Genomic DNA, 23,875 nt, shown 5'->3' with positions numbered 1-23,875 from the left:
CTTCAGATGCAACGGGTGCTGGCTTATCGAACTGCCGGGCGCGACGACAGTCTGAAACAACACCGCCTGTCATCAAAAGTTCAAACGCGATTGCGCGGATTGTGCTAGGAAGCCGCGCTTCGTGCGCTTCGATGTGGGGAAGCAGGCCGGATTCGACCCGCGGCGCGCAATATGCGATGGAATATCCGGGAGTTGAGCGGGGCCTGCGACCAGATTTGCCATGTCTCGGTCCGCGCTGGTAACGGTTGGTTCGCCGCCTTCGGGCTGGCGGTCGCGTAAGAGGTAGGATGGCGGGATGTTGGCGCCGGACAAGCAGAACGAGACAATACAGGACTGCGACATCGTCGACGAGGCGATCGTCTCGCGCCGTTCGGTGCGCGCCTTTCTTCCCGATCCGGTCGATGACGAGACGATCCGCGACATTCTCAGGGTCGCCAGCCGCGCGCCCTCCGGCACCAACATGCAGCCCTGGAAGGTCTATGTGACCACCGGGGAGAAGAAGCGCGAGCTTGGCGACGCGATTCTCAACTCCGGCATCCGCGCCGAAAAGGCGAAGTGGGACGAATACCGCTATTACCCGGACCAGTTTTTCGAGCCCTATCTGTCGCGGCGCCGCGCGGTCGGCTTCGCGCTCTATGGCCATCTCGGTATCGGCCGGCGCGACGTCGACCAGATGCGGGCCCAGCATGACCGCAACTTCGTCTTTTTCGACGCGCCGGTGGGCATGATCTTCACCATCGACCGGCGGCTTAACCAGGGCTCGTGGGTCGATTGCGGCATGTTCCTGCAGAACGTCATGGTGGCGGCGCGGGGCCGGGGGCTGCACACCTGCCCGCAGGCAGCGTTTGCGCCTTACCACCGCCAGATCAGGCCGGTGCTCGGCATTCCCGACGAGGAGGTCGTGATCTGCGGCATGGCGCTTGGCTACGAGGACGAAAGCAAGCCGGAAAACAAGCTGCGCACAGAGCGCGCCGCGCTCGAGGAGTTCGTCACTTTCGTCGACTGAGAAGCGCCGCGCTGCGCCGGCTAGGCATCAGGCCGGCTATGCCGGCCCATTCTCCGGCTCTGTCAGTCCCTCCCAGGCGGCCATCGCGCCATTGGCAACCGCCAGCAGGGCATCGCGACCGGCTCCGTCGCGAGCCTGAATCGACATGCCCTGCTGCACGGTGGCGTAAAAGCGCGCGATCGCCCCGCAGTCTACGGCGGGAGCAAGTTCGCCCTCGGCCACGGCGCGTTCGAGCCGGTTGCGAAGCATCGTGACGTTGTCGGCGCGGTAGCGCTGCAGCATCGCGCAGACCTCGGCGTTGCTGTCGTCGGCGTGCAGAGACCCCAGAACAATAAGGCACCCGGCCGGCTTGCCGGGGCGCGAGAAGGAAAGGGCGGTCAGGCGCAGAAAGTCGGCGATGGCCTGCCGCGCCGTCGCGGCTGCAGGAACCGCGTCCCAGATCTCGTTGCCCTCGCAGCGGGCGTAGAGCGCGAGCGCCTCCTCGAAAAGCTTCTCCTTGGAGCCGAACGCGGCGTAGAGGCTCGGCGCATTGATGCCCATAGCGGATGTCAGTTCCGCCAGCGACGCGCCGTCATAGCCCCTGGCCCAGAACAGTTCCATGGCGCTCTTCAGCGCCTCGTCGCGATCAAACCCTCTCGGGCGGCCCCTAGCCGGCATGGTCTTACCTTAATGTATTGAACGATACATAAATCGCTTGACGGCTTTGGGCAAGGCTGCCATGGAATAATGTATCAATCATTACATAATGGAGATACGACATGTCCCGACTGGAAGGGAAGGTGGCGCTGGTCACCGGCGGAAGCCGCGGCATCGGCGCGGCCACGGCGAAAAAGCTGGCCGACGAGGGTGCGGACGTGGCCTTCACCTATGCGCGTTCGCCCGAGCGCGCGGCGGAGGTGGCCCGGGTGATAGAAGCCAAGGGTCGCCGGGCTCTGCCAATTGCCGCCGACAATCGCGATGCCGCCGCCGTGGAGGCGGCGGTCGAGAGGACGGTCGCCACGCTCGGCCGTCTCGACATCCTCGTCAACAATGCCGGCATCTTCGTCGTCGGACCGGTTGACAAGCTGACCGTGGCCGATTTCGACGAGACCGTCGCAGTCAATGTCAGGGCGGCGTTCGCAGCATCGCGGGCGGCGGCCGGCCATCTCGGCGATGGCGGGCGAATCATCTCGATCGGCAGCAACCTTGCCGTGCGCATGCCGGGCGAGGGCCTCGGCCTTTATGCGATGAGCAAGGCTGCGGTCGTCGGCATGAGCAAGGCGCTCGCGCGCGACCTCGGCGCGCGTGGCATCACCGTCAACGTGGTACATCCCGGCTCGACGGACACAGAGATGAACCCGGCGGGCGGGCCCGGCGCGAGGGAACAAATCGACCTGATGGCGATTCCGCGCTTTGGTCAACCTGAAGACGTGGCCGGCCTCGTCGCCTGGATCGCGGGTCCGGAAGGGCGAAACGTGACGGGTGCCGAGTTTACCATCGATGGTGGCGCCAACATCTGACCGGCCCTGAACCGCGGTTTGGCACTCTGCAGGTGGAACGTCCGCTGCCGCAAGGCGTTCATCGCGTGGGGGGCAGACACGGACCCGTACATCATGCTTTTGCGAATGCTGCAGTTCTTCTCCATCATTTTCATCGCCGTCTACATGGTGCCGCAGGCGGCGCACCTGATCGAATATCCGGCCAAGATGGCGATGGAGCGTGAGGCCTATTTCACGGTCCAGCAGATATATGCCGGCTGGTCCTATTCCGCCTTCGCGCTCATCGGGGCATTGATCGCCACGCTGGCGCTCGCCTTCTTCAGCCGCATCAGGGTGCTGCCGGCGCTGCTTGCCTCGGCCGCCTTCGTGCTGATGGCGTCGGTGCTGATCGTCTTCATGCTGCGCGTGGCTCCGATGAACACGGTGACGGAGCAGTGGACGACGTTGCCGCAGGCGTGGGAACCCGTTCGAGCGCAATGGGAAACCGGCCACGTGATCAATGCCGTCATCACATTCGGCGCTCTGGTCTGCGCCACGCTGTCCGCCCTGGCATGGCCACGGTCTGCCGGGAGCGCTAGCTGATCTCGTAGCCGACTTCCTCACTCGCGTGGCAGAGCGCCGACCAGAAGGCGCGCGCGAAGGAGCGGAAGACATAGAGGTCGAACTGCTCCGGCCCCGTTCGCTGGATCAGTGCAAAGATGTCGTGATGGGCCGTCGAACGGCCGGCCCCGACCGGAAAGGCGGTCAGCGAAAAGTCGATGGCGAAGAATTTCGCCAGCACCCACTCCGCCCTGGCGCCGGCTATGCGGATCGCGGTGCGGCCGTGCGAGAGGTCAGTGACCGTGCCGGTTTCGGCCTTGACCGCGGCGGCCAGTGTGTCGCCGAGCCCTTCCTTCTGGTCCACGACGAGAAAACGGCCCGGCGCGAAACCGAAGGCTGCCTTGTTGTCCTTGAACACCCCGGCGCCGGCGCCGTCGGCCAGCGCAAGGCCCGAGACCTTCCCGATCGCGGCGATCAGCGCCTTTTCCTCGCCGCGCCAGGCGGCCGCCTGCACGATCGAGCCCGGGCGCGTCTCGGAAAGCGCGACGCCGGTGACACCGGCAGCGTTGGCATATGAGCCGGGTTTCCAGGCTGCGCCGAGGGGAGAGACCGGTTCAACCATGCATGCGGCTCCCTTCGGGGTCGAAGAAATGGTGACTGACGATCTCGACCGGACCGAAGCGCTTGCGCAACGGGTCGGAGACATAGGCGCGGCTGCCGTGGCGCTTCTTGCCGCCCCTGATCAGCGCAAGGCCGATATATTTGCCGAGTGCGGGGGAATAGCAGGTCGCTGTGATGTGGCCGATCGAGTCGCGGAATTCGGCCGGATCGTTGTATTCCACGATGTGGGCGCCGCCGCCGAGCGGACGGTCGTCGAGGGCGACGACGCCGACAAGACGCGCGCGGTCCTCGCCTGCGAGTCCCTCGCGGTCCATCATCATCGACCCGACGAAGGGCTTCTTCTGCGACAGCATCCAGTCGAGATAGAGGTCGCGCGCCGTGGTGCGGCCGTCGATCTCAGCGCCGGTGACGTGGCCCTTTTCGATGCGCAGCGTGCCGAGCGCCTCGAGCCCGTAGGGCACGATGCCGAAGCGCTTGCCAGCCGCCATCAGGGCCTCCCAGACGTGCACTCCGTGGCCGGCGCCGCAATAGACCTCGTAGGCGAGTTCGCCGGAGAAGGAGAGACGGCAGATCAGCACCGGCACGCTGTCGATCTCGCCGCGGACGATACCCATGAACGGCAAGGTTTCGTTGTCGACGGCGGTGCCTTTGACACAGGCGGTCAATACGTCGCGTGATTTCGGCCCGGAGACAGCCGCGCCGGCCCATTCGTCCGAGACGGAGGTCAGCGTCACCTTCAGGTCCGGCCAGACGATGTCGAGAAGGTATTCGAGATTCTGCATGACCTTGCCAGCATTGGCCGTTGTCGTGGTCATGAGGAAATCGTTCTCCGCCAGACGCCATGTGGTGCCGTCGTCATAGGCGATGCCGTCTTCACGCAGCATCAGCCCGTAGCGCGCTTTCATTACCGGCAGGGTGGAAAACTTGTTGGTGTAAACCCGGTCGAGGAAGTCGGCCGCGTCCGGGCCCTGGACCATGATCTTGCCTAGCGTGGAGACGTCGACGATCCCGACGGAGTCACGCACGGCGCGCGCCTCGCGCACATAGGCCTGTTCGACGGTCTCGCCGCGCCCGCCATAGATCATCGGTCGGTACCAGAGGCCGGCGGAATACATGGTGGCGCCGTTTTCGAGGTGCCAGTCGTGCATCGGCGTCAGGCGGTCGGGCTTGAGTTCGCCGTAGCGCTCGGCAGCCAGCGCCCCCAGCGAGACGGCGGTGAAGGGCGGGCGGAAGCGGGTCGTGCCGACCTCGGGGATGGCGACGCCGCGCGCCTCGGCCATGATGGCGAGCCCCGGCACGTTGGAGGTCTTGCCCTGATCGGTGGCCATGCCGAGCGTGGTGTAGCGCTTCAGATGCTCGACCGAGACGAAACCTTCATGATGGGCAAGGCGCACGTCTTCGGCGTTGACGTCGTGCTGGAAGTCGACAAAGGCCTTGCCGGGCTTGCCGGGCGGGTGGATCTCGAACACCGGCGCAGGCGCGATGTCGAGTTCGCCAGCCTCGACGGCGGGCGTTGCCGATTTGCGCGGCGCCTTGCCGCCGACGGCCCTGGCGCCGACCGCAAGCCCGTCGGCAAGCGCCTGGGCGGTGGTGAAATGGCCGAGAAAGGCGCCGGCGCCGAACCATTTCTGCGCCGGTTCCGGCGGCAGGAACGCCTGCAGCCTGTCATCCCATTTCGGCGCGGCCCCGGCCTGGCTGGCGAGATGGATCGCCGGCGAGAAACCTCCCGACACCAGAAGGCAGTCGGTTGAGACCGAGCGCGGCTGGCCGGTGATCTCGCCCTCGCGCAGGCGCTGGACGGAGATGCCGGCAAGCGCCTTGCCGCCCGCGGTCGCGGTGACGGCGTGGCCAGGCAGGAGTTCGCCGCCTGCCTTCGTTGCCAGTGCGCGTGCCTCTCCCGAGATTTCGGACCGTACGTCGACGATCGCGGCAACGGTCGCGCCCGCCTCGGCGAGCGCGGCGGCGGCACGGTAGGCGCTGTCGTTGTTGGTGAAGACGGTCACGGTCGAACCGCAGGCAACGCCGAACTCGCGTGCATAACGCACCGCGGCGTCGGCGAGCATGATGCCGGGGCGGTCATTGCCGGGAAAGACGATCGGCCGTTCGAAGGCGCCGGTCGCGAGGACGACAGCGCCGGCCCGGATGGTCCAGTGGCGGTGGCGCGGCTCGCCCTTGTCGGCAGCCGGCTTGTGATCTGCTACCCGCTCGAGAGCGGCCAGCGTGTTGCCGTCATAATAGCCCCATACGGTGGTGCGCGGCAGCAACCGGACATTCGCCATCGCCGCCAGGGCCTCGGTCACCTCTTTCGCCCATTCGGCGGCGGGCTTGCCGTCGATCGCTTCGCCTGACCATTTGGCCGAGCCGCCAAATTCGGGCTCGAGGTCGGCGATGATGACGCGCGCGCCGGATTCGGCGGCCTGCCGCGCCGCCATCAGTCCGGCCGGGCCGCCACCGGCGACCAGCACATCGCAGAAGGCATTCATGCGCTCGTAGCGGTCGGGATCGGCCACGTAGCCGGCACGACCGAGACCGGCAGCGCGGCGAATGAAATGTTCGCAGAACATCCAGAAGCGGGTGCCCTTGAGCGGACCGACGACCGGGCCCATGAAGGTCTTGTAGTAGAAGCCGGCCGAAAACACGCCGCCGGCCAACTGGTTGGCGGTCGCCACGTCGTAGTCGAGCGAGGGGAACCGGTTCTGGCTCTCGGCAACGAGGCCTTCGAAAATCTCGACCTGTGTCGCCGGAATGTTGGGTTCGCGGATGTCGCCTCTCAGCAGCGTGACCAGCGCATTGGGCTCGTCGACGCCGGCCGCAATGACCCCGCGCGGGCGATGGTATTTGAACGAGCGGCCGAACAGGGTCACGCCATTGGCCAGAAGGGCCGAGGCGAGCGTGTCGCCGGCATGGCCGGAAAAATCCTTGCCGTCGAAGCGGAAGCGTATCGGGCGCGCGCGGTCAATGCGGCCGCCCTGCGGCATGCGGCGCGGGCTCATGCGCCGGCTCCCTTGCTGCTGCCGCGCCGGCGCGAACGGGCGGGCGACGGCGTCTTGTCGTGGACGAAGCCCACGCTGGTGATCTCGTGGGTCAGGGTCGAACGCACGACCAACAGATGGCTCCGGCAGCCGCCGGCGTGTTGCCAGTATTCACGGTGCTCGCCGGCCGGATTGGTGCGGTCGTACACATAGGCGTTCCAGACCTGCTGGTCGGTCGAGGCGGGATCGGGCCGGGTGCGATTGGCATCGCCCTGATAGGCAAATTCGGCAAGGTCTCGCGGACCGCAATAGGGACAGGTGATTTGCATGAACGGCTCTAATGCAGCTTGGGGGTCGCGCCCTGGCCCTTCTCGTCGATGATGGCGCCGCGGTGGAAGCGGTCGAGCGTGAAGGGAGCGTTGATCTCGTGCGGGGTGTTCTTGGCGATCGTCCAGGCAAACAGCCAGCCGGATGCCGGCGTCGCCTTGAAGCCGCCGTAACACCAGCCGGTGTTGAGATACATGCCGGGCAGCGGGCCGGTGGTGATGATCGGCGTACCGTCCATCGACATGTCCATGACGCCGCCCCAGGAGCGCAAAAGCCGTACCCGGGCGAGAGACGGGAACATGGCGACCATCTCGCTCATCACCTCCTCCACAACCGGCAGATTGCCGCGCTGGGCGTAGGAATTGTAGCCGTCGAGGTCGCCGCCGAAGACGAGACTGCCCTTGTCGGACTGCGACATGTAGAGATGGCCGCCGCCGAAGGTGACGACCGTGTCGACGAAGGGTTTCAGCGATTCGGTGACGAAGGCCTGCAGGACATGGCTTTCGATCGGCAGCCTGTCGATGCCGGCGAGCCTCATGACCCGGCCGGTCGAGCCGGCGACCGCGACGGCGACCTTCTTCGCCCTGATCTCGCCGCGCGACGTCTTCACCCCGGTGACGTTATCGCCGTCACGCAGGAAGCCGGTGACCTCGCAATTCTCGATAATGTCGACGCCGCGCCGGTCCGCGCCTCGGGCAAAACCCCAGGCAACCGCGTCGTGGCGCGCCGTGCCGGCGCGCGGCTGCAGCAGGCCGCCGACGACCGGGAAGCGCGCGTTCTGGCTCAGATCGACGCCCGGCACCTTTTTCGCGATCTCGGCCGGGGTCAGCCAGACGCCATCGCCGCCGCCATGGCGCATGGCATTGCCGCGGCGGATGTAGTCGTCGGCCTGCGCGGGCGAATGCGCGAGGTTGAGGATACCGCGCTGCGAGAACATGACGTTGTAGTTGAGCTCGTGCGACAGGTTCTCCCAGAGCTTCACGGAGAAATCGTAGAAGCGGATCGATTCGGGCAGCAGGTAGTTGGAGCGCACGATGGTGGTGTTGCGGCCGATATTGCCGGAGCCGAGCCAGCCCTTCTCGAGTACGGCGACATTGGTGATGCCGTGCTCCTTGGCGAGGTAGAAGGCGGTTGCCAGGCCGTGGCCGCCGCCGCCGACGATGATGACGTCATATTCGGGCTTCGGGTCGGGCTTGCGCCACGCGGGTTTCCAGTCGCGGTTTCCCGACCATGCGTTCTTCAGAAGTGAAAGAAGGGAATATTCGGCCATCCTCGCCCGTCCGCTGCCTGTCGCGGGCGAGACTATAGCCCGACGGCGAGCGCAAAGGCCAAGAATGCGCCGTCGCTTTTCGACCAGCCGACCTCGGGCCGCTGCGCTTGCCCCACGGCAATCGCCTTACTATTGATGGCGGCGACAGTTCATCGGGCGGATCGAACGCGTGCAGTCAATTCTGGTCCACATCTTCCGCGTCGTGGCGCTCGTCGCCGTCCTTGCCGCGGTCCCGTCCTTGCCTGGCGGGCATTCCGCCGTAGCGCAGGAGGCGGCGCCGAAGACCGACAATGCTTCAACGCTGCTCGAAAAGCAGAAAGCGTTGATCGAAGGCCTGTCCAAGCAGGCCGAAGAGCTGGCCCGAAAGGTCGAGGAGAATGCCGCCAACGACGCCCGGCTGGTGGAACTGCGGATCGCGCTCGAGGAGCTGGCGGTCAAGTTCCTGCAGGCGGGCGTGCAGTTCCGGCCGCGTCTCAACGAGATCAACCTGAGGCTGGAGGCGCTCGGCCCGGCGCCGGAGGAAGGCCAGCCGGCTGAACCGGAAGTGGTTGCGCAGGAGCGCGCGGCGCTGGTGCAGGAGAAGGCGCAGATCAACTCGCTGCTGGGCCTGGCCGAAAGCGAGTCGCTGAAGGTCAACCGGCTCATCGACATGATCTCGACCATGCGGCGGGACCTGTTCACCGACACGTTGTCGAAACGCTACGACATCCTGTCGGCGCTGAGTCCGGAAACCTTTACCGATCTGGTCAGGGAGGCTGAAGACCTCTACCGGGCGGTGTGGTCGTGGCTGCGCTTCGTCGTCGCCTTCAAGCTGCAATCTGCCCTGATCGCGACTTTCCTGGCGCTGGCCGCCGCCGGGCTGCTGCTGTTCGGCGGGCGGCACATCTTCGCGGAGATGATGGACGCGGAGGAAATCCGCGAGGCCCCGTCCTACCTCTCGCGGCTCTCGGTCGCATTCTGGTCGACGTTGCTGCCATCGGCCGCGCTCGCCGTGTTCCTTGGCGCAAGCTTCTATTTCTTCGACTATTTCAAGATACTGCGGCCCGACATCAGCGCGATGCTTTCGGCGCTGTTCGAGGTCATGATCATCGTCTTTTTCGTGAACCGCCTGGCGCGCGCGGCGCTGTCGCCCAGATACCCGAACTGGCGCCTGATCCCCGTCGATTCGAAATCCGCCTTCCGCCTGTTCTGGCTTGCCTGGCTGACGGCGGTGACGACCGGCCTCGACGTGATCATGAACAAGATCAATCACGTGATGGGCTCGCCACTGTCGCTGACGATCGCCAAGAGCCTGATCGCGACGGTGATCGTCGGCATTCTGGTGATCCTGATCGGACTGGTGCGACCTTCGAGGACCGAGACGGCGGAGGAGGAGGACGCGGGCGATCATCCGGCGCGGCTGAGCTGGCTGAACTATTTCTTCCTGCTTGCCGGGAGCGTCAACATCGTGGCGGCGGTTCTCGGCTATATCGGCTTCGCCCGGTTCCTTTCGTCGCAGATCGTGGTGACCGGTGCGATCGCGGCGACGATGTATCTCGGTTTCCTGTCGGCCAATGCGATTTCCAAGGAGGGCGGTTTCGTCAACACCGCGCTCGGGCGCTACCTGCGGCGCGCGTTCCGGCTGGAAGACAGCGCGCTCGACCAACTCGGCCTGGTGGCGAGCGTAATCACCAACGTGCTCATCGTCGGGATCGGCGTACCGCTGATCCTGCTGCAATGGGGGTTCCAGTGGGGTGACATCACCAGCTGGACCTACCGGCTCGCCAACGAGATCACGATCGGCTCGTTCTCGTTCTCGCTGATCGGCATCCTGAGCGGCGTGCTGGTGTTCATGATCGGCTATTTCCTGACCCGCGGCTTCCAGGGCTGGCTCGACGGCTCGGTGCTGGCGCGTGGCCGCGTCGATGTCGGCGTGCGCAACTCGATCCGCACCGCGGTCGGCTACGCCGGCATCGCGATAGCGGCGCTGTTCGGCATCTCGGCCGCCGGCATCAGCCTCTCCAACCTGGCGCTGGTTGCCGGCGCCCTGTCGCTGGGTATCGGCTTCGGCCTGCAAAACATCGTCTCGAACTTCGTCTCGGGGCTGATCCTGCTTGCCGAGCGACCTTTCAAGGCCGGCGACTGGATCGAGGCCGGCGGCGTCACCGGCACGGTGAAGCGCATCAGCGTGCGGGCGACCGAGATCGAGACCTTCCAGCGCAAGACGGTGATCCTGCCCAATTCGGAACTGATCAATGCCGCGGTCGGCAACTGGACCCACAAGAACAAGCTCGGCCGGGTCGAGATCAAGATCGGCGTCGCCTACGGCTCCGACGTCAAGCGCGTCCACGATATCCTGCTGGAAATCGGCAAAAGCCATCCGCTGGTGCTGAAAAATCCCGAACCTTTCGTCTATTTCGCGGATTTCGGGGCGTCATCGCTCGATTTCGAGCTGCGACTCTATCTTTCCGATATCCTGAGCGGCCTGACGGTGCAGAACGAGATGCGCTTTGCGATCGTCGAGGCACTGGAGCGCGAGGGCATCGAGATTCCTTTCCCGCAGCGCGATATCCACATTCGCAGCGGCCCGCCGGAACTGGTTCCAGGAGCGGCGAAGGAGCCGCAGCCGGCCGAACCGCCGGTTGTTGCGGAGCCGGCCGGCGACAAGACGGCAAGCGAGGTGCCTACGGCGGAGCCGGCAAAGCCGAGGCGCCGACGCAAGCGTATCGATCCGGACGATTGAGCCCGCCGCCGTTCAGTTGCCGTTCAGCATCCAAGTCCTATAAGCTTGGCCAAACGGGCAAATGTGCCCGACCAGTCAACCAGAGGCGGTGGAAACACCGAACATGTCGATGAAGAGAGCGATCATGACGGCGATTGCCGTCGTCGCGGCGAGCGCACCGGCCTTCGCGGCCAGCATCGTGAACAGGGATTCCGAGCCGCGTACGATCATCGTTACCGAAGGCGGTTCGCAAAGCGAACTGGCGCTGGGCGCCGGCGAGACCGTGCAGTTCTGCCCCAGCGGCTGCTTCGTGACGATGCCCAACGGCGACCGCGAGGCGCTGACCGGCAACGAGACGATCGAAATCTCGGGTGGCCGCGGCCGCATCCGCTGATTGCATTCGAAATGAAACGCACCAAGGCCGGGCCCGTTGCCCGGCCTTTTACTTTTTGTTCTAACCCATTGTTAAGCCTGCGGTTCGAAATGCCCGCCCGGAGCCCAGGCCAGGGGCGGCGATTCAACCTTCCGTAGGGCAATCTCGTCTATGCACTGCCGCAACGGCGCCATGCCCGGTGGCGCGAGAAGATGAAGGTTGCCGGCAATGGACGCCAGGACGGACCGCAACGCCATTCCCCTTGCCGTCGATCTCGACGGCACACTGATTGCGACCGACCTTCTGTGGGAAGGGCTGTTCCTGCTTCTTCGCAAGCAGCCGCTGGCGATCTTTCTGGTGCCGTTCTGGCTGCTCAAGGGACCGGCGCGGCTCAAGGCGGAGATCGCGGCGCGCGTCGACATCGACGCGGCGTCGCTGCCCTATCGCGGCGAACTGGTCGACAGGTTGCGCAAGGAGCGCGAGGCCGGCCGGCGCATCATTCTGGCGACGGGTACGCCGCGCAAGTTTGCCGAGGCGATCGCCGCCCATCTCGGGGTTTTCGATGACGTTCTGGCGACCGAAAACGGTGTGAACCTGACCTCGTCGAAAAAGCGCGCGAAGCTGGTGGAAGTCTTCGGCGACGGCGGTTTCGACTATGCAGGCAACAGCCGGCATGACGTTCAGGTCTTCGGTGCTGCGCGCGTGGCGATCGTGGTCGCGCCGGACCGTTCCGCCACGCGCTGGCAGGCAAGACACGGTTGCGAGCTGGTCGCAGGCGAGCGTCCCGACCTGCGCACGGTCGTCAAGATGCTGCGTGTCCACCAGTGGCTCAAGAACACGCTGATCGCGGTGCCGATGGTGCTGTCGCACGAATATCTCAACCTGGAGATGGTCGTCGCCTGCATCCTTGCGTTCTTCTCCTTCAGCGCCGCCGCCTCGGCGATCTATATCGTCAACGATTTCTTCGATCTGACGCTCGACCGCCGGCATCCGACCAAGCGCAACCGTCCGTTCGCCTCGGGCAAGCTGTCGATCCGCTTCGGCATCGCCAGCGCCGGCATACTCCTTTGTGTGAGCGCCGGCCTGGCCGCCTTCCTCGATCCCGAGTTCTGGGCCGTGCTGGCGGGTTATCTGGTGATCACCACGGCCTATTCGCTGGCGCTGAAGCGCATGCTTCTGATCGACGTGCTGACGCTCGCCGGGCTCTACACCATGCGCATCCTCGGCGGCGCCACGGCGACCGGGACCGAGGTGTCATTCTGGCTGCTCGCCTTCTCGATCTTCTTCTTCCTGTCGCTGGCGCTGGTGAAACGCTTCGTCGAACTCGACGATGGCGAATTGCAGCGCGGCGTGCGCATTGCCGGGCGCGGCTATCGCGCCGAGGACATCGAAATCATCGGCCAGGCCGGCGTTGCGTCGGGCTTCGCGGCGGCGCTGGTGCTGGCGCTTTACATCGACTCCGGCAGCGTGCGCGAACTCTATGCCGAACCCTGGATGGTGTGGCCGCTGGCGCCGATCGTGCTCTACATCATCCTGCGCATCTGGGTGCTGGCGCGGCGCGGCGAAATGCACGAAGACCCGGTCGTCTTCATCATTCGCGACTGGCGCAGCCAGTTGGTCGCCGGCTTGGGCGCGGTGCTCCTCGTGATTGCGAGCATGTGATGGGGCCTGTGCTGGAAAGCTTCGGGCGCACCTTTGCCGGCCAAGGGCGGTTGCTGTCGGGCGAGCGCGCGGCCGGTCTTCTGGCTCGTGGCGAGGCCAAGCCCGCAAGCCTGCTTGGCTATGGCAACGGGCGCAGCTATGGCGACAGCTGCCTCAACGCCGAGGGCAGCCTGATCGATATGCGCGGCATGGCGCGCATCCTGTCATTCGATCCGGCTACCGGCCTTTTGGAAGCCGAGGCGGGGGCGCAGCTTTCCGACATCATCGCGCATGCCGCCCCGCATGGATATCTGCCCGCCGTGCTGCCGGGCACGCAATGGGTGACGCTGGGCGGCGCAATCGCCAACGACATTCACGGTAAGAACCATCACCGCCGCGGCACGTTCGGCGCCCATGTCGAACGCCTTACCTTGCTCAGATCCGATGGCCGAGCGCTCGACTGCAGCCCGTCGCAGAACAGTAGCCTCTTTCGTGCCACGATCGGCGGTCTGGGTCTCACCGGGCTGATCAGCCGCGCAACGGTCAGGCTGATGCGTGTGCCTTCGCTCGACATCGCACAGGGCGTGACGCCCTTTGCCGACCTTGACGCATATTTCGATCTGGCCGAAAGGGCCGACGCGGAAAACGAATACGCCGTCGCCTGGATCGACCAACTGGCCGAGGGCCGCCACGCGGGCCGGGGGCTGCTCTTGACGGGCAACCATGCCGAGGCCGGGGCGCGGAGCTACGACGCGCGGCCGGGCTGGCTTTCGGTGCCGTTGCAGCCGCCCTTCAGCCTGCTCAGCCGGCCTGCGTTGAAGCTTTTCAACGCGGCCTACCGCTACAGGACGGCGCGCAGCGCCGGTGTTGTCGGCGCGCGCGGCTTCTTTTTCCCGCTCGACGGGGTGTCGCACTGGAACCGGCTTTACGGTCCGCGCGGGTTGCACCAGCACCAGAGCGTCATCCCGCTCGAGGCGGCGCGGGAAGCGATCCCCGCGCTGCTGGCTGCGACGCGAAAGGCCGGGCAGGGCTCGTTCCTGACGGTGCTGAAGCGGTTCGGCGACAGGCCGTCGCCGGCCGCGATGTCATTTCCGCGTCCCGGCTACACCCTGACGCTCGACTTTCCCGCCCTCGGCGAACGGACGCTGGCGCTTCTGTCCGAGCTTGACCGCATCACTGTCGACGCCGGTGGCGCGGTCAACCCGTACAAGGATGCGCGCATGAGCGCGGAGGTGTTCGCCGCCTCCTTTCCGACGTGGCGGGCCGTGGAGCAATGGCGCGACCCGGCCTTCATGTCGGACTTCTGGCGCCGCACGGCGATGCGCCTTGCGGCCGATGAAGTGCCGCGGGCAGCCGCAGAGTAGATAAGATACAAAATATTAATGGTTAATGCGTGGTGTAAATCATATTTCTTCAATTTTTCAGATCAAATTCACAGATATTTCGCCATTTGATAGTATCACAAGCTCGGATGCGGTGAGGACATGAAGTATATCGTTTTCATACTGTTCACGGTGATGACCAACGCCGCGGCGCAGCTCATGCTGAAATACGGCATGATGTCGATGGGTCCGTTGTCGTTCGCGGGCGTCAATCCGCTCGTCAAGGTTCTGCAGATCGTGTTCAGCCCCTGGATATTCCTCGGACTGGCGACCTTCGTCATCTCGATGGCGTCGCACCTTTACGTACTGTCGAAAGTGGAACTGTCCTTCGCCTATCCCTTCCTGAGCCTTGCCTATGTGGCGGTCGCCGTCTTCGCCTACTTCGTCTTCCGCGAGGATTTGAACGCCTACAGGATCGCGGGCATTGCCTTCATATGCGTCGGCACGGTGCTGATCGCCCAGAGCGGTCGCAGCCACGACGAGGCTTCGCCTGTTGCCCCCCAGTCCGTACAGACCAGCGAGTTGACCCGATGAGACATGTAATTTTCGGCGGCGACGGATTTGTCGGCCGTCACCTGGCCCCCAAGCTCGTCGCCGAAGGCGAAGAGGTTATCGTTGCCGACATTTCCCGCAGCGATCTCGCCCATTATGCGAAAGCCACCTTCGTCCACTGCGACGTGACGGACAAGGCCTCGGTTGCCGCCGTCGGCATCAAGGCCGACGACATGGTCTACAACCTATCGGCCAAGATGCTGTCGCCGATCCAGGTGAGGGCCAAGCGGCACGACTTCTTCTGGCCGGTCAATTATCACGGCACCGAAAACATCATCCAGGAGATGGATGTTCGCGGCGCCATGCGGCTCGTCCATTTCACCACCGACATGATCTACGGCCACACATTCGTCTGGCCACAAACCGAGGACCATCCGGCGAATCCGCTTGGCGAATACGGTCTTTCCAAACTCAAGACCGAGGAACTGGCGGCGGAGTGGCGCAAGCGCGGCATGAAGATTTCGCTGTTCCGGCCGCGGCTGATCATCGGCCCGGGCCGGCTCGGCATCCTGGAAAAGCTGTTCAAGCTGATCGACCACAACCTGCCGGTGCCGATGATCGGCTCGGGCAGGAACCCATACCAGTTCATCTCGGTTTTCGACTGCGCCGAAGCGGCGCGGCTGGCCTGGAAGGCGGGCGTTCCGAACGAGGCCTACAATCTCGGCTCGCTCAACCCGCCGCCGGTGCGCCAGCTTCTGGGCGACCTGATCAAGCATGCCGGTTCGAGGTCGTTCCTGCTGCCGACGCCGGGATGGGCGGTCAAGCGGACGCTCGACTTCCTCGACCTGATCAACCTGCCGATCATGGACCCCGAGCAATATCTGATCGCCGACGAGATGTGCGTGCTCGACGTTTCCAAGGGCGAGCGCGAGCTCGGCTGGGTGCCGGAATACAATGACGGCGACATGCTGATCGCCGCCTATGACGAATACCGCGCCAAGCGGGAAGGGCGCCTCGCGCCCGCGGCCCTGCAGCCTGCGGAATGAGGGACAGACAGATGACCGTGATGACCAAACCCGAGATGAAGGATGCGCGCACCGTGATCGAGGCGCCGGAACTCTCGCCCGCCAGCCTGCCGAAGCCGGGGCTCTTGTCGGTGGAGGACGCCAAGGCGCTCGACCTGCCGCGCATGACGGAGCTGTTCAAGGCGCATCTCAACCCGGGCCAGCTGCATTTCATGAAGCTGCTCGGCTTCCACAAGGTGAAGGTCGAGCGCGCCGAGGGGATGCACTATATCGACCAGAACGGGCGCAAGATTCTAGATTTCTTCGGCGGCTTCGGGTCGCTGGCCTTCGGCCACAACCACCCGAAGCTTCTGGAGGCGCGCAAGAAGTTCCAGGACGAGCAGCGGCACGAGATCGCCATCGCCTTCATGTCGCAATATGCGGCCGCACTCGCGCACAATCTCGCGCAATGCTCGCCCGGCGACCTCGACATGGTGTTTCTCGGCTCATCGGGCTCGGAGGCGATGGAGGCGGCGCTGAAGCTCGCCGAGCGCGCCGCCGGGCCGAAAAGGCGGAAGTTCGTCTATGCGGAGAATTCCTTCCACGGCAAGACCAAGGGCGTACTGGCCGTCACCGACGGCCAGCTCTATCGCGCCGATTTCAAGCTGCCGGGCGAAAACGTGCGTGTGCCCTTCGGCGACATCGACGCGATCGAGGCCGCGTTCCGCGCCGATCCGGAGATCGGCACGATCGTGCTCGAAACCGTCCAGGGCGGTGGCGGCATCATCGAGGCGCCGGCGGAGTTCTGGCGCAAGCTGCGCGAGCTCTGCGACCGCTACGGCGTGATCTGGGTTGCCGACGAGGTGCAGTGCGGCTTCGGGCGCACCGGCCGCTTCTACGCCTTCGAACATTACGGCGTGGTGCCCGATATCACCGCGCTGGCGAAGTCTCTCGGTGGCGGCAAGACGGCGATGGCGGCGATGATCGCGCGCCGCGAAATCTACATGAAGGCCTATGGCACGCCGAAGACGGCGATGATCCATGCCGCCGCAACCTTCGGCGGCATGGGCGAGGCCTCGATCACCTCGATCGAGGCGATCAACCTGCTCTATGACGAGAACCTGATCGACAACTCCGCGGAGACCGGCGCCTACCTTCTCGAGCGTCTGAAGACGCTGCAGGCGAAATATCCCAAGATCATCAAGGATGTGCGCGGCAAGGGCCTGATGGTCGGGCTGGAGTTCCAGGATTTCTCGCAAACGTTGCCCGTAGTGCTGCGGCCGATCGTCGGCGTCCTCGACGACAAGCTCAAGGGGTCGCTGTCGGGCTTCGTCGGCGCGCTGCTTCTGCGCGACCACGACGTGCTGGTGGCGTTTACCGAATACAACCGCAACGTCATCCGGCTCGAGCCGCCGCTGATCTGCAGCCGGGCTGATGTCGACACCTTTGTAGACGCACTCGACCGGCTGCTTGGGCGCGGCATCATCGCGATCGTTCGGGATTTCGTGAAAAGCCAGGTGTCCTGACGCAAGGCGCACTACACAGGGCAGGGGAGTTTCGGGGATGAGCGGAGCTGAACGGGCGGAGCGCTCGATGGTCGACTGGGCGTTGGCGACGCCGGTCGCCGGTGCGGTGTTGCGCAACGTTGCCACCAAGCGGGTCTTCGACCGCATCGCGGCAATCTTCATGGTGCTCGTCATCCTGGGCACCGCGACCTATGCCTGGGTGCGGCCAGACTACAATTGGGACATGGTCGCCTATGTCGCCTCGGCGCTGGAAAACCGCCACGCCGACCCGGTGGAGTTGCACCGCGAAACGTGGGCGCGGATCGAACCGGGCGCGCGCGAATCTCAACTCTATCACCTGAAATTCTCGAATCCCTACAATCTGCACCAGTGGGAAAATCCGGAAGACTTCCAGTCACAGCTCTCGATGTACCGCGTGAAGGTCGCCTATGTCGCGTTGCTGCGCTGGATGGAGCCGGTCTTCGGGCTGGCCCGGGGCTCGATCCTGCTTTCGATCCTGCCCGCCGTGCTGCTGGGCCTGCTGGCGCTGTGGTGGCTGCGGCGTGAGGATGCGCTGCAGGCGGCCGTCCTTGTCACGCCGTTCCTGATGCTGGCCGACTACGCGCACATGACGACGGGGGTCTCGCCGGACATGTTGCTGGCGCTGGTTTCAGTGGGTGCGGTCCTGCTTCTTGCGAAGGGGCGCGATCTCGCCGCCTGTGCGCTATTGCTGGTGTCGGTCCTGATCCGGCCCGACAACATCGTCTTCATCTTCGCCCTGCTGATCGCCGCGACGCTGTTCCGCTGGCGGCTGTGGCCGATCCTGGCGACGTTCGTGGTCGGCTTCGCGCTCTGCCTGCTGGTGCAGAGGCAGGGCGGTCACCCGGGCTGGTGGGCGCATTTCTATTTCTCCTGCGTGACGATCCAGCACTCGATGACCGGCTTTTCGCCCGACTTCTCGCTGATCGACTTCGCGCGCGGCTATGCACGCGGCGTGGTCGTGGCGCTGGTGGACAATGACTGGCCGGCGCTGCTCCTGGGGCTGTCGGCGGCCTGGGCCTTGCTGGCGCGCACCGGCCGCATCGACATGCGCACCCACGCGCTGCTTTTTGCGCTGGCAATCGGCATGCTGGGCAAGTTCGCAAGCTTCCCGCTGCCCGATGACCGGTTTTACTTCGTCTTCACGGCCGGGATGATCCTGCTCCTGGCGACAAGCTGGAAGCCGCGCTTCGACCTCTCGCGCTGACCCAGGCGTCGTGGCGCGAGGTTACGGCGCGCCCGCCTTAACCTTCCGCTAGGCGAACTGCGTCATGATGCATTCGACCGCGCAGCATTCAGGTTCTGGCGTATTGCCTTGACGCGGCAATGAAAAAGGATCGGGCCGGAAGCCCGGTCACGCCGGTTGCCTTGCTGCGCGACAACGTAACCCGAAAGGGGGTCAAGCGATGGCCGTGCTTGTCACCGGCGGCGCCGGTTATATCGGCAGCCACATGGTGTGGGAACTTCTCGACCGCGACGAGGAGGTCGTTGTCGTCGACAATCTGTCGTCCGGGTTCGAATGGGCGGTCGCCCCGGAAGCGCGCCTCTGCCGCGGAGACGTGGCCGACAAGGGGCTGATCTGCCGCATCGTCGAGGAACACGGCGTCGACGCCATCATCCATTTCGCGGGTTCGGTGGTGGTGCCGGAATCGGTCGCAAGGCCGCTCTCCTATTACGAGAACAACACTTGCCGCTCACGGGCGCTGATCGAGGCTGCGGTCGAAAGCGGGGTCAAGAGTTTCATCTTTTCGTCCACCGCGGCCGTCTATGCCGGAGGTGGGGCGGCGCCGCTCGACGAGGAGGCGGTGGTCGCGCCGCAAACCCCTTACGGCATGTCCAAGCTGATGGTGGAGCAGATCCTGCGCGACGTCTCGGTCGCGCATCCGCTGAGTTTCGCGGCGCTGCGCTATTTCAACGTTGCCGGCGCCGACCCCAAGGGACGAACCGGGCAGTCGACGGCGGGCGCAACGCACCTGATCAAGGTGGTGAGCGAGGCAACGCTTGGCAAGCGCAGCCATGTCGACATCTACGGTACAGATTACGATACGCCGGATGGCACCGGCGTGCGCGATTTCATCCATGTCAGCGACCTGGTCGGCGCGCATTACCTGGCCTTGCAACGCCTGCGCGCAGGCGGCGGCAATCTGGTTGCCAATTGCGGTTACGGCCACGGATATTCGGTGCGCGAGGTGATCGCCAGCGCGCGCAAGGTCTCGGGCCGTGAGGTGCCGGTGCGCGAGGCGCCGCGGCGCCCAGGCGACCTTGCCAGCGTGATTGCCGACGCCGGACGGGCACGCAAGGAACTGAAGTGGGCGCCGAGCTTCGATGATCTCGACGGCATCGTGGAGACCTCGCTTGCCTGGGAAGACCGGCTGACACGCAAGAACTCGGCGGCCTGACGACGGGGAGTGCTGCCGGGCAGTCGCACCCATTCGCTGCGTCGCGTGGCTGGCCCATTCTTTTGGCGCCTGCCGGGCACAGAAAAGCCTCGCAGACGATGTCTTGATTCCGTAGGTTGCGGCGAGCGGAATCGAGGAGCTATGCCTTCATGCGCGCGCGTTTTCTGATTCTTGTGGCCATCGGCATGATCGCGGCCGGCTGCACGGTCACGTCCACCCTGCCAGAGCAATGCAACACCAAGGGGCCGACGGGCCGGGGCTATGGGGCCGACAAGCAGCTTCCTCCGCCATGGTGCCCGATCGGGCGCTGAGTCGCGAGCGGACCCCGACTGAGTTTCGCTGCCGCACTATGCGGCGCCGCGCGCTGCAATGCGCGTTCTTTTCGGTGGACGTTGACGAAGGCCTTGAAGCTGGTGCTGCCGGTGAGGATTGAACTCACGGCCTCTCCCTTACCAAGGGAGTGCTCTACCACTGAGCTACGGCAGCAACGGGCGCCTGAATAGACGCGATCGCCTTGCAGCGCAAGGCCATTTGCGGCCCGGTGACACACGTCTGCCACAGCGCTTTCCCTGGCGCCGATACGATGTAACCGGCATAGGGCAGTGTGTGGCTTGGAGGTTCGCCGGCGACGCGCTATCAAGGCGCGATGGATTGTTTCGAGTGGATCATCAATTGAGTGCCGGCAACAAGGACAACCACGGCCAGAGCGACATCCGAAAGGGCAGGCTGGCCGAGCAGCTGCGGGCCAATCTGGCGCGGCGCAAGGCGCAGGCCAGGGCACGGCGCGCCGGGGCGGCCGACGAGCGGCCGGACGGGCTCGATCCGATGCAGGGCGGGGGTGAGCCCGACGCGGAAACGGTGGATGGTTCTTCGGACGCCTGATTTCCGCCTTGTTGCGTGCTAGACCGGATGTTTGCCTTTCTTGCGCCGATCGCTCGGTTGACTTAGAGGGCCTTTGCAATCGAACCGGACGGGGCGCGGTCGCGCCGAAAGTGGCATCATGGACAGAATCAGGATCGTCGGCGGCAACCAGCTCAAGGGCGCCATCCCCATTTCCGGCGCCAAGAACGCGGCCTTGCCGCTGATGATCGCATCGCTTTTGACCGACGACACGCTGACGCTCGACAACGTTCCGCATCTGGCCGATGTCGAGCAGCTGATCCGCATCCTCGGAAACCACGGCGTCGACTATTCGGTGAACGGCAGGCGTGAAAGCCAGGGCGACGGCTATTCGCGCACCATCCACTTCACCGCCCGCAACATCGTCAACTCCACCGCGCCCTACGAACTGGTCTCGAAGATGCGGGCGAGCTTCTGGGTGATCGGGCCACTTCTGGCACGTACCGGCGAGGCGCGGGTTTCGCTGCCAGGCGGCTGCGCCATCGGCACACGGCCGGTCGATCTGTTCATCGACGGCCTGAAGGCGCTCGGCGCGGAGATCGAGATCGACAATGGTTATGTGGTGGCGCGGGCGCCGAAGGGCCTGGCGGGAGGCCGCTATGCGTTCCCGAAAGTCTCGGTCGGCGCCACCCATGTCCTGATGATGGCGGCCTCGTTGGCCAAGGGCGACACGGTGCTCGAGAATGCCGCGCGCGAGCCGGAAATCGTGAACCTCGCCGACTGCCTCAACGCCATGGGTGCGCGCATTTCGGGCGCCGGTACCCATACCATCACGATCGAGGGCGTGGCCGCGCTTTCCGGCGCACGGCATCGGGTGATTCCGGACCGTATCGAGACCGGCACCTATGCGATGGCGGTGGCAATGACCGGTGGCGACGTGATGCTGGAGGGCGCGCGGCCGGATCTGCTCGAAAACGCGCTGGACGTGATCTCGCGCGCCGGCGCCGAGATCCAGCCGACCAATGAAGGCATCAGGGTGACCCGCAACGGCGCCGGCATCGCGCCGGTGGAAGTAACCACCGAGCCGTTTCCGGGCTTTCCGACCGATCTGCAGGCCCAACTCATGGGGCTGATGACGATGGCGAAAGGCCGTTCGCGGATTACCGAGACGATCTTCGAAAACCGCTTCATGCATGTCCAGGAACTGGCCCGGCTCGGCGCCGACATCAGCCTTTCCGGCCAGACCGCGATCGTGGAGGGGGTGTCGAAGCTCAAGGGCGCGCCGGTGATGGCGACCGATCTGCGCGCCTCGGTGTCGCTGGTCATCGCCGGGCTGGCGGCCGACGGCGAAACCACCGTCAACCGGGTCTATCACCTCGACCGCGGCTTCGAGCGGCTCGAGGAAAAGCTGTCGCGCTGCGGCGCCGCGATCGAGCGCATCTCCGGATAGAGCCCCGTGCGGGAGGCGCGCGCATTGCGCTTGCGGGCAAGACCGCATAACACAGGCGCGACGCGCGACCCGACCGGAAACGAGCCAATATCAATGACATCCCTGAAACTCGTGGCGCTGGACGCCGAAGACCTTCAGGTTCTGTCCGCACATGTTCAGGATGCCGTCCTGAAGGTGGGTGACATCGACTATCGCCCGCGCGAAAGCCGGCTGCTCCTGGCTATGAACCGCTTCGTGTGGGAGGCGCCGAAAAAGCTGATGGTGCCGCACAATGAGCGTCGCAACTGCGTGCTGCATTTCGACCGGGTGCAGTCGGTCAAGACGCAGGCGATCGCGCGGGACAAGAAGGAGGAGGTGCTGTCGCTGCTGGCGATCGGGTTCACCGAGACGCAGGCGCCCGGCGGCACGGTCGAACTCACCTTTGCCGGTGGTGCGACGATGCGCATCGAGGTCGAATGTATCGAGGCCCGGCTGGCCGATCTCGGCGGCGCCTGGGAGGCCAGTTCACGGCCTCGCCACGACATCTGAGGCCGGCGCCATGGCGATCACCCTCGACAGCACGGCGCCGGATTTCGACGAGCGGTTTGCCGCCTTCCTCGAGACGAAACGAGAGGTCTCCGAGGATGTCGACAAGGTCGTGCGCGAGATCATCGCCAGGGTTCGCGAGGAGGGCGATGCCGCCCTTGTCGCGTACACCAACCGGCTGGACCGCAACGACCTCACCGCTGCGACGCTGAGGGTCGGGGCCGAGGCGTTCGAGGAAGCGCTGGCGGCCGCGGACCCGGCGACCGTCGAAGCGCTTGAACTGGCCCGCGACCGCATCGCGTCGCACCACAAGCGCCAACTGCCCGCCGACGACCGCTATCAGGACGCACTGGGGGTCGAACTCGGCTCGCGCTGGACAGCGATCGAGTCGGTAGGGCTCTACGTTCCGGGGGGCACGGCCAGCTATCCGAGTTCCGTGCTGATGAATGCGGTACCGGCGAAGGTTGCCGGCGTCGAGCGCATCGTGATCGCGGTGCCCGCACCGGACGGCATCCTCAATCCGCTGGTGCTGGTGGCGGCGCGGCTGGCCGGTGTGACGGAGGTCTACCGGGTTGGCGGCGCCCAGGCCGTGGCGGCGCTTGCCTACGGCACCGAAACGGTGGCGCCGGTCGCAAAGATCGTCGGACCCGGCAACGCCTATGTGGCAGCCGCCAAGCGCCAGGTGTTCGGCAAGGTCGGGATCGACATGGTCGCGGGCCCGTCCGAGGTTCTGGTGATCGCCGACGGTGACAACGATCCGGACTGGATCGCGGCCGATCTGCTCGCCCAGGCCGAGCACGACACCGCGGCGCAATCGATCCTGATTACCGACGATGGCGGTTTCGGCGAGGCGGTGGCGGCCGCGGTGGATCGTCAGCTCAAGCAATTGCCGCGCGCCGAGACTGCCTCGGCGAGCTGGCGCGACTACGGCGCGGTGATCGTGGTGCCCGAACTCGCCGACGCCGTCCGGCTCGCCGACCGCATCGCGCCGGAACATCTCGAACTCGCCTTCGATGCCGCCGAAGAGGTGGCGGCGAAGGTGCGCAATGCCGGTGCGATCTTCATCGGCCGCCACACGCCCGAGGTGATCGGCGACTATGTCGGCGGTTCCAACCACGTGCTGCCGACCGCACGGTCGGCGCGTTTTTCGTCGGGCCTGTCGGTGCTCGATTTCGTCAAGCGGACGTCGATCCTGAAGCTCGGCACCGAACAATTGCGGGCGCTCGGGCCGGCCGCGATCGCACTTGCCGAAGCCGAGGGGCTCGGCGCGCATGCGCGCTCGGTCGCCGTCCGGCTCAATCTCTGAGGCT

Annotated in this window: 22 protein-coding genes and 1 tRNA gene; 17 read left to right on the top strand and 6 right to left on the bottom strand. The window is 65.2% G+C overall.

The features are described 5' to 3' along the window. The first annotated feature begins 295 nt into the window (after nt 1–295). Nucleotides 296–1,006, top strand: a complete 711-nt coding sequence (locus FQ775_RS09140; RefSeq protein ID WP_146301600.1) for a nitroreductase — start codon at nt 296–298, stop codon at nt 1,004–1,006. Between the two features lie 36 nt (nt 1,007–1,042). Here FQ775_RS09140 and FQ775_RS09135 read toward each other — a convergent pair whose 3' ends face one another. Then, a complete protein-coding gene (locus FQ775_RS09135) occupies nt 1,043–1,663 on the bottom strand; it encodes a TetR/AcrR family transcriptional regulator (protein ID WP_146301599.1) in 621 nt (206 codons plus the stop codon). 101 nt (nt 1,664–1,764) lie between these two features. Here FQ775_RS09135 and FQ775_RS09130 point away from each other — a divergent pair, with 101 nt between their 5' ends. Next, on the top strand, nt 1,765–2,505 hold the full coding sequence (locus tag FQ775_RS09130) for an SDR family oxidoreductase (protein WP_146301598.1): 741 nt from the start codon (nt 1,765–1,767) through the stop codon (nt 2,503–2,505). Nucleotides 2,506–2,598: 93 nt separating this feature from the next. Then, nucleotides 2,599–3,066 carry a DUF1772 domain-containing protein gene (locus FQ775_RS09125; protein WP_146301597.1) on the top strand — a complete coding sequence of 156 codons (468 nt, stop codon included), beginning with the start codon at nt 2,599–2,601 and terminating at the stop codon, nt 3,064–3,066. On the opposite strand, the gene soxG is transcribed toward FQ775_RS09125, so the two are convergent. Genes soxG through FQ775_RS09105 form a run of 4 tightly spaced genes read right to left on the bottom strand, consistent with a single transcriptional unit; the run spans nt 3,059 to nt 8,214 of the window. Beyond that, the gene (gene soxG, locus FQ775_RS09120; protein ID WP_146301596.1) at nt 3,059–3,646 is read right to left on the bottom strand and encodes a sarcosine oxidase subunit gamma family protein; all 588 of its coding nucleotides are present in this window, start codon (nt 3,644–3,646) and stop codon (nt 3,059–3,061) included. The genes FQ775_RS09125 and soxG overlap by 8 nt on opposite strands. Beyond that, nucleotides 3,639–6,638, bottom strand: a complete 3,000-nt coding sequence (locus tag FQ775_RS09115) for a sarcosine oxidase subunit alpha family protein (RefSeq protein WP_146301595.1) — start codon at nt 6,636–6,638, stop codon at nt 3,639–3,641. Before FQ775_RS09115 ends, soxG begins: the two co-directional genes overlap by 8 nt. Then, nucleotides 6,635–6,946, bottom strand: a complete 312-nt coding sequence (locus FQ775_RS09110; protein WP_146301594.1) for a sarcosine oxidase subunit delta — start codon at nt 6,944–6,946, stop codon at nt 6,635–6,637. Before FQ775_RS09110 ends, FQ775_RS09115 begins: the two co-directional genes overlap by 4 nt. Nucleotides 6,947–6,954: 8 nt before the next feature. Beyond that, nucleotides 6,955–8,214: a sarcosine oxidase subunit beta family protein gene (locus tag FQ775_RS09105; protein WP_146301593.1), complete on the bottom strand. Its 1,260-nt coding sequence runs from the start codon at nt 8,212–8,214 to the stop codon at nt 6,955–6,957. Nucleotides 8,215–8,383: 169 nt separating this feature from the next. Here FQ775_RS09105 and FQ775_RS09100 point away from each other — a divergent pair, with 169 nt between their 5' ends. From FQ775_RS09100 to FQ775_RS09055, 10 genes are all read left to right on the top strand, one after another. Beyond that, complete coding sequence (locus FQ775_RS09100) at nt 8,384–10,936, top strand: mechanosensitive ion channel family protein (RefSeq protein WP_246730310.1); 2,553 nt, start codon at nt 8,384–8,386, stop codon at nt 10,934–10,936. A gap of 109 nt (nt 10,937–11,045) precedes the next feature. Then, a complete protein-coding gene (locus FQ775_RS09095; RefSeq protein WP_146302118.1) occupies nt 11,046–11,309 on the top strand; it encodes a hypothetical protein in 264 nt (87 codons plus the stop codon). Nucleotides 11,310–11,516: 207 nt separating this feature from the next. Next, complete coding sequence (locus FQ775_RS09090) at nt 11,517–12,950, top strand: UbiA family prenyltransferase (RefSeq protein ID WP_146301592.1); 1,434 nt, start codon at nt 11,517–11,519, stop codon at nt 12,948–12,950. Further along, a complete protein-coding gene (locus FQ775_RS09085; RefSeq protein ID WP_146301591.1) occupies nt 12,950–14,293 on the top strand; it encodes an FAD-binding oxidoreductase in 1,344 nt (447 codons plus the stop codon). Before FQ775_RS09090 ends, FQ775_RS09085 begins: the two co-directional genes overlap by 1 nt. Nucleotides 14,294–14,413: 120 nt before the next feature. Beyond that, nucleotides 14,414–14,845 carry an EamA family transporter gene (locus tag FQ775_RS09080; protein ID WP_146301590.1) on the top strand — a complete coding sequence of 144 codons (432 nt, stop codon included), beginning with the start codon at nt 14,414–14,416 and terminating at the stop codon, nt 14,843–14,845. Beyond that, entirely contained in the window at nt 14,842–15,849 is a 1,008-nt protein-coding gene (locus FQ775_RS09075; RefSeq protein ID WP_146301589.1) for an NAD-dependent epimerase/dehydratase family protein, read from the top strand. Before FQ775_RS09080 ends, FQ775_RS09075 begins: the two co-directional genes overlap by 4 nt. A 35-nt stretch (nt 15,850–15,884) precedes the next feature. Then, complete coding sequence (locus FQ775_RS09070) at nt 15,885–17,333, top strand: aspartate aminotransferase family protein (RefSeq protein WP_246730362.1); 1,449 nt, start codon at nt 15,885–15,887, stop codon at nt 17,331–17,333. A gap of 37 nt (nt 17,334–17,370) precedes the next feature. Next, nucleotides 17,371–18,558 carry a hypothetical protein gene (locus FQ775_RS09065; RefSeq protein ID WP_146301587.1) on the top strand — a complete coding sequence of 396 codons (1,188 nt, stop codon included), beginning with the start codon at nt 17,371–17,373 and terminating at the stop codon, nt 18,556–18,558. A gap of 199 nt (nt 18,559–18,757) precedes the next feature. Continuing rightward, entirely contained in the window at nt 18,758–19,750 is a 993-nt protein-coding gene (gene galE / locus FQ775_RS09060) for a UDP-glucose 4-epimerase GalE (protein WP_146301586.1), read from the top strand. A 149-nt stretch (nt 19,751–19,899) separates the two neighbouring features. Next, nucleotides 19,900–20,061 carry a hypothetical protein gene (locus tag FQ775_RS09055; protein ID WP_167812872.1) on the top strand — a complete coding sequence of 54 codons (162 nt, stop codon included), beginning with the start codon at nt 19,900–19,902 and terminating at the stop codon, nt 20,059–20,061. Nucleotides 20,062–20,161: 100 nt separating this feature from the next. Here the strand turns inward: FQ775_RS09055 and FQ775_RS09050 are convergent. Then, nucleotides 20,162–20,236: transfer RNA gene (locus tag FQ775_RS09050), tRNA-Thr, on the bottom strand. 186 nt (nt 20,237–20,422) lie between these two features. Between FQ775_RS09050 and FQ775_RS09045 the strand changes: the two genes are divergently transcribed. The 4 genes from FQ775_RS09045 to hisD all read left to right on the top strand — a co-directional run bounded on the left by FQ775_RS09045 (nt 20,423) and on the right by hisD (nt 23,871). Further along, complete coding sequence (locus FQ775_RS09045) at nt 20,423–20,632, top strand: hypothetical protein (protein WP_146301585.1); 210 nt, start codon at nt 20,423–20,425, stop codon at nt 20,630–20,632. A gap of 118 nt (nt 20,633–20,750) precedes the next feature. Then, a complete protein-coding gene (gene murA / locus FQ775_RS09040) occupies nt 20,751–22,040 on the top strand; it encodes a UDP-N-acetylglucosamine 1-carboxyvinyltransferase (RefSeq protein WP_146301584.1) in 1,290 nt (429 codons plus the stop codon). 93 nt (nt 22,041–22,133) lie between these two features. Continuing rightward, on the top strand, nt 22,134–22,568 hold the full coding sequence (locus tag FQ775_RS09035; RefSeq protein ID WP_146301583.1) for a DUF2948 family protein: 435 nt from the start codon (nt 22,134–22,136) through the stop codon (nt 22,566–22,568). Between the two features lie 10 nt (nt 22,569–22,578). Then, nucleotides 22,579–23,871, top strand: a complete 1,293-nt coding sequence (hisD, locus tag FQ775_RS09030; protein WP_146301582.1) for a histidinol dehydrogenase — start codon at nt 22,579–22,581, stop codon at nt 23,869–23,871. The last annotated feature ends 4 nt before the right edge of the window (nt 23,872–23,875 follow it).

Origin of the sequence: Nitratireductor mangrovi, assembly GCF_007922615.2 — a bacterium.
GTDB lineage: Bacteria > Pseudomonadota > Alphaproteobacteria > Rhizobiales > Rhizobiaceae > Mangrovimarina > Mangrovimarina mangrovi.
The sequence above is the reverse complement of the archived record's forward strand: the minus strand, read 5'-3'. Positions and strand labels throughout refer to the sequence as shown.

What these genes read in the sequence shown, in the direction of transcription:
- FQ775_RS09140 (WP_146301600.1), top strand. Translation starts at nt 296, where the DNA reads ATGTTGGCGCCGGACAAGCAGAACGAGACAATACAGGACTGCGACATC.
- FQ775_RS09135 (WP_146301599.1), bottom strand. Translation starts at nt 1,663, where the DNA reads ATGCCGGCTAGGGGCCGCCCGAGAGGGTTTGATCGCGACGAGGCGCTG.
- FQ775_RS09130 (WP_146301598.1), top strand. Translation starts at nt 1,765, where the DNA reads ATGTCCCGACTGGAAGGGAAGGTGGCGCTGGTCACCGGCGGAAGCCGC.
- FQ775_RS09125 (WP_146301597.1), top strand. Translation starts at nt 2,599, where the DNA reads ATGCTTTTGCGAATGCTGCAGTTCTTCTCCATCATTTTCATCGCCGTC.
- soxG (WP_146301596.1), bottom strand. Translation starts at nt 3,646, where the DNA reads ATGGTTGAACCGGTCTCTCCCCTCGGCGCAGCCTGGAAACCCGGCTCA.
- FQ775_RS09115 (WP_146301595.1), bottom strand. Translation starts at nt 6,638, where the DNA reads ATGAGCCCGCGCCGCATGCCGCAGGGCGGCCGCATTGACCGCGCGCGC.
- FQ775_RS09110 (WP_146301594.1), bottom strand. Translation starts at nt 6,946, where the DNA reads ATGCAAATCACCTGTCCCTATTGCGGTCCGCGAGACCTTGCCGAATTT.
- FQ775_RS09105 (WP_146301593.1), bottom strand. Translation starts at nt 8,214, where the DNA reads ATGGCCGAATATTCCCTTCTTTCACTTCTGAAGAACGCATGGTCGGGA.
- FQ775_RS09095 (WP_146302118.1), top strand. Translation starts at nt 11,046, where the DNA reads ATGAAGAGAGCGATCATGACGGCGATTGCCGTCGTCGCGGCGAGCGCA.
- FQ775_RS09090 (WP_146301592.1), top strand. Translation starts at nt 11,517, where the DNA reads ATGGACGCCAGGACGGACCGCAACGCCATTCCCCTTGCCGTCGATCTC.
- FQ775_RS09085 (WP_146301591.1), top strand. Translation starts at nt 12,950, where the DNA reads ATGGGGCCTGTGCTGGAAAGCTTCGGGCGCACCTTTGCCGGCCAAGGG.
- FQ775_RS09080 (WP_146301590.1), top strand. Translation starts at nt 14,414, where the DNA reads ATGAAGTATATCGTTTTCATACTGTTCACGGTGATGACCAACGCCGCG.
- FQ775_RS09075 (WP_146301589.1), top strand. Translation starts at nt 14,842, where the DNA reads ATGAGACATGTAATTTTCGGCGGCGACGGATTTGTCGGCCGTCACCTG.
- FQ775_RS09070 (WP_246730362.1), top strand. Translation starts at nt 15,885, where the DNA reads ATGAAGGATGCGCGCACCGTGATCGAGGCGCCGGAACTCTCGCCCGCC.
- FQ775_RS09065 (WP_146301587.1), top strand. Translation starts at nt 17,371, where the DNA reads ATGAGCGGAGCTGAACGGGCGGAGCGCTCGATGGTCGACTGGGCGTTG.
- galE (WP_146301586.1), top strand. Translation starts at nt 18,758, where the DNA reads ATGGCCGTGCTTGTCACCGGCGGCGCCGGTTATATCGGCAGCCACATG.
- FQ775_RS09055 (WP_167812872.1), top strand. Translation starts at nt 19,900, where the DNA reads ATGCGCGCGCGTTTTCTGATTCTTGTGGCCATCGGCATGATCGCGGCC.
- murA (WP_146301584.1), top strand. Translation starts at nt 20,751, where the DNA reads ATGGACAGAATCAGGATCGTCGGCGGCAACCAGCTCAAGGGCGCCATC.
- FQ775_RS09035 (WP_146301583.1), top strand. Translation starts at nt 22,134, where the DNA reads ATGACATCCCTGAAACTCGTGGCGCTGGACGCCGAAGACCTTCAGGTT.
- hisD (WP_146301582.1), top strand. Translation starts at nt 22,579, where the DNA reads ATGGCGATCACCCTCGACAGCACGGCGCCGGATTTCGACGAGCGGTTT.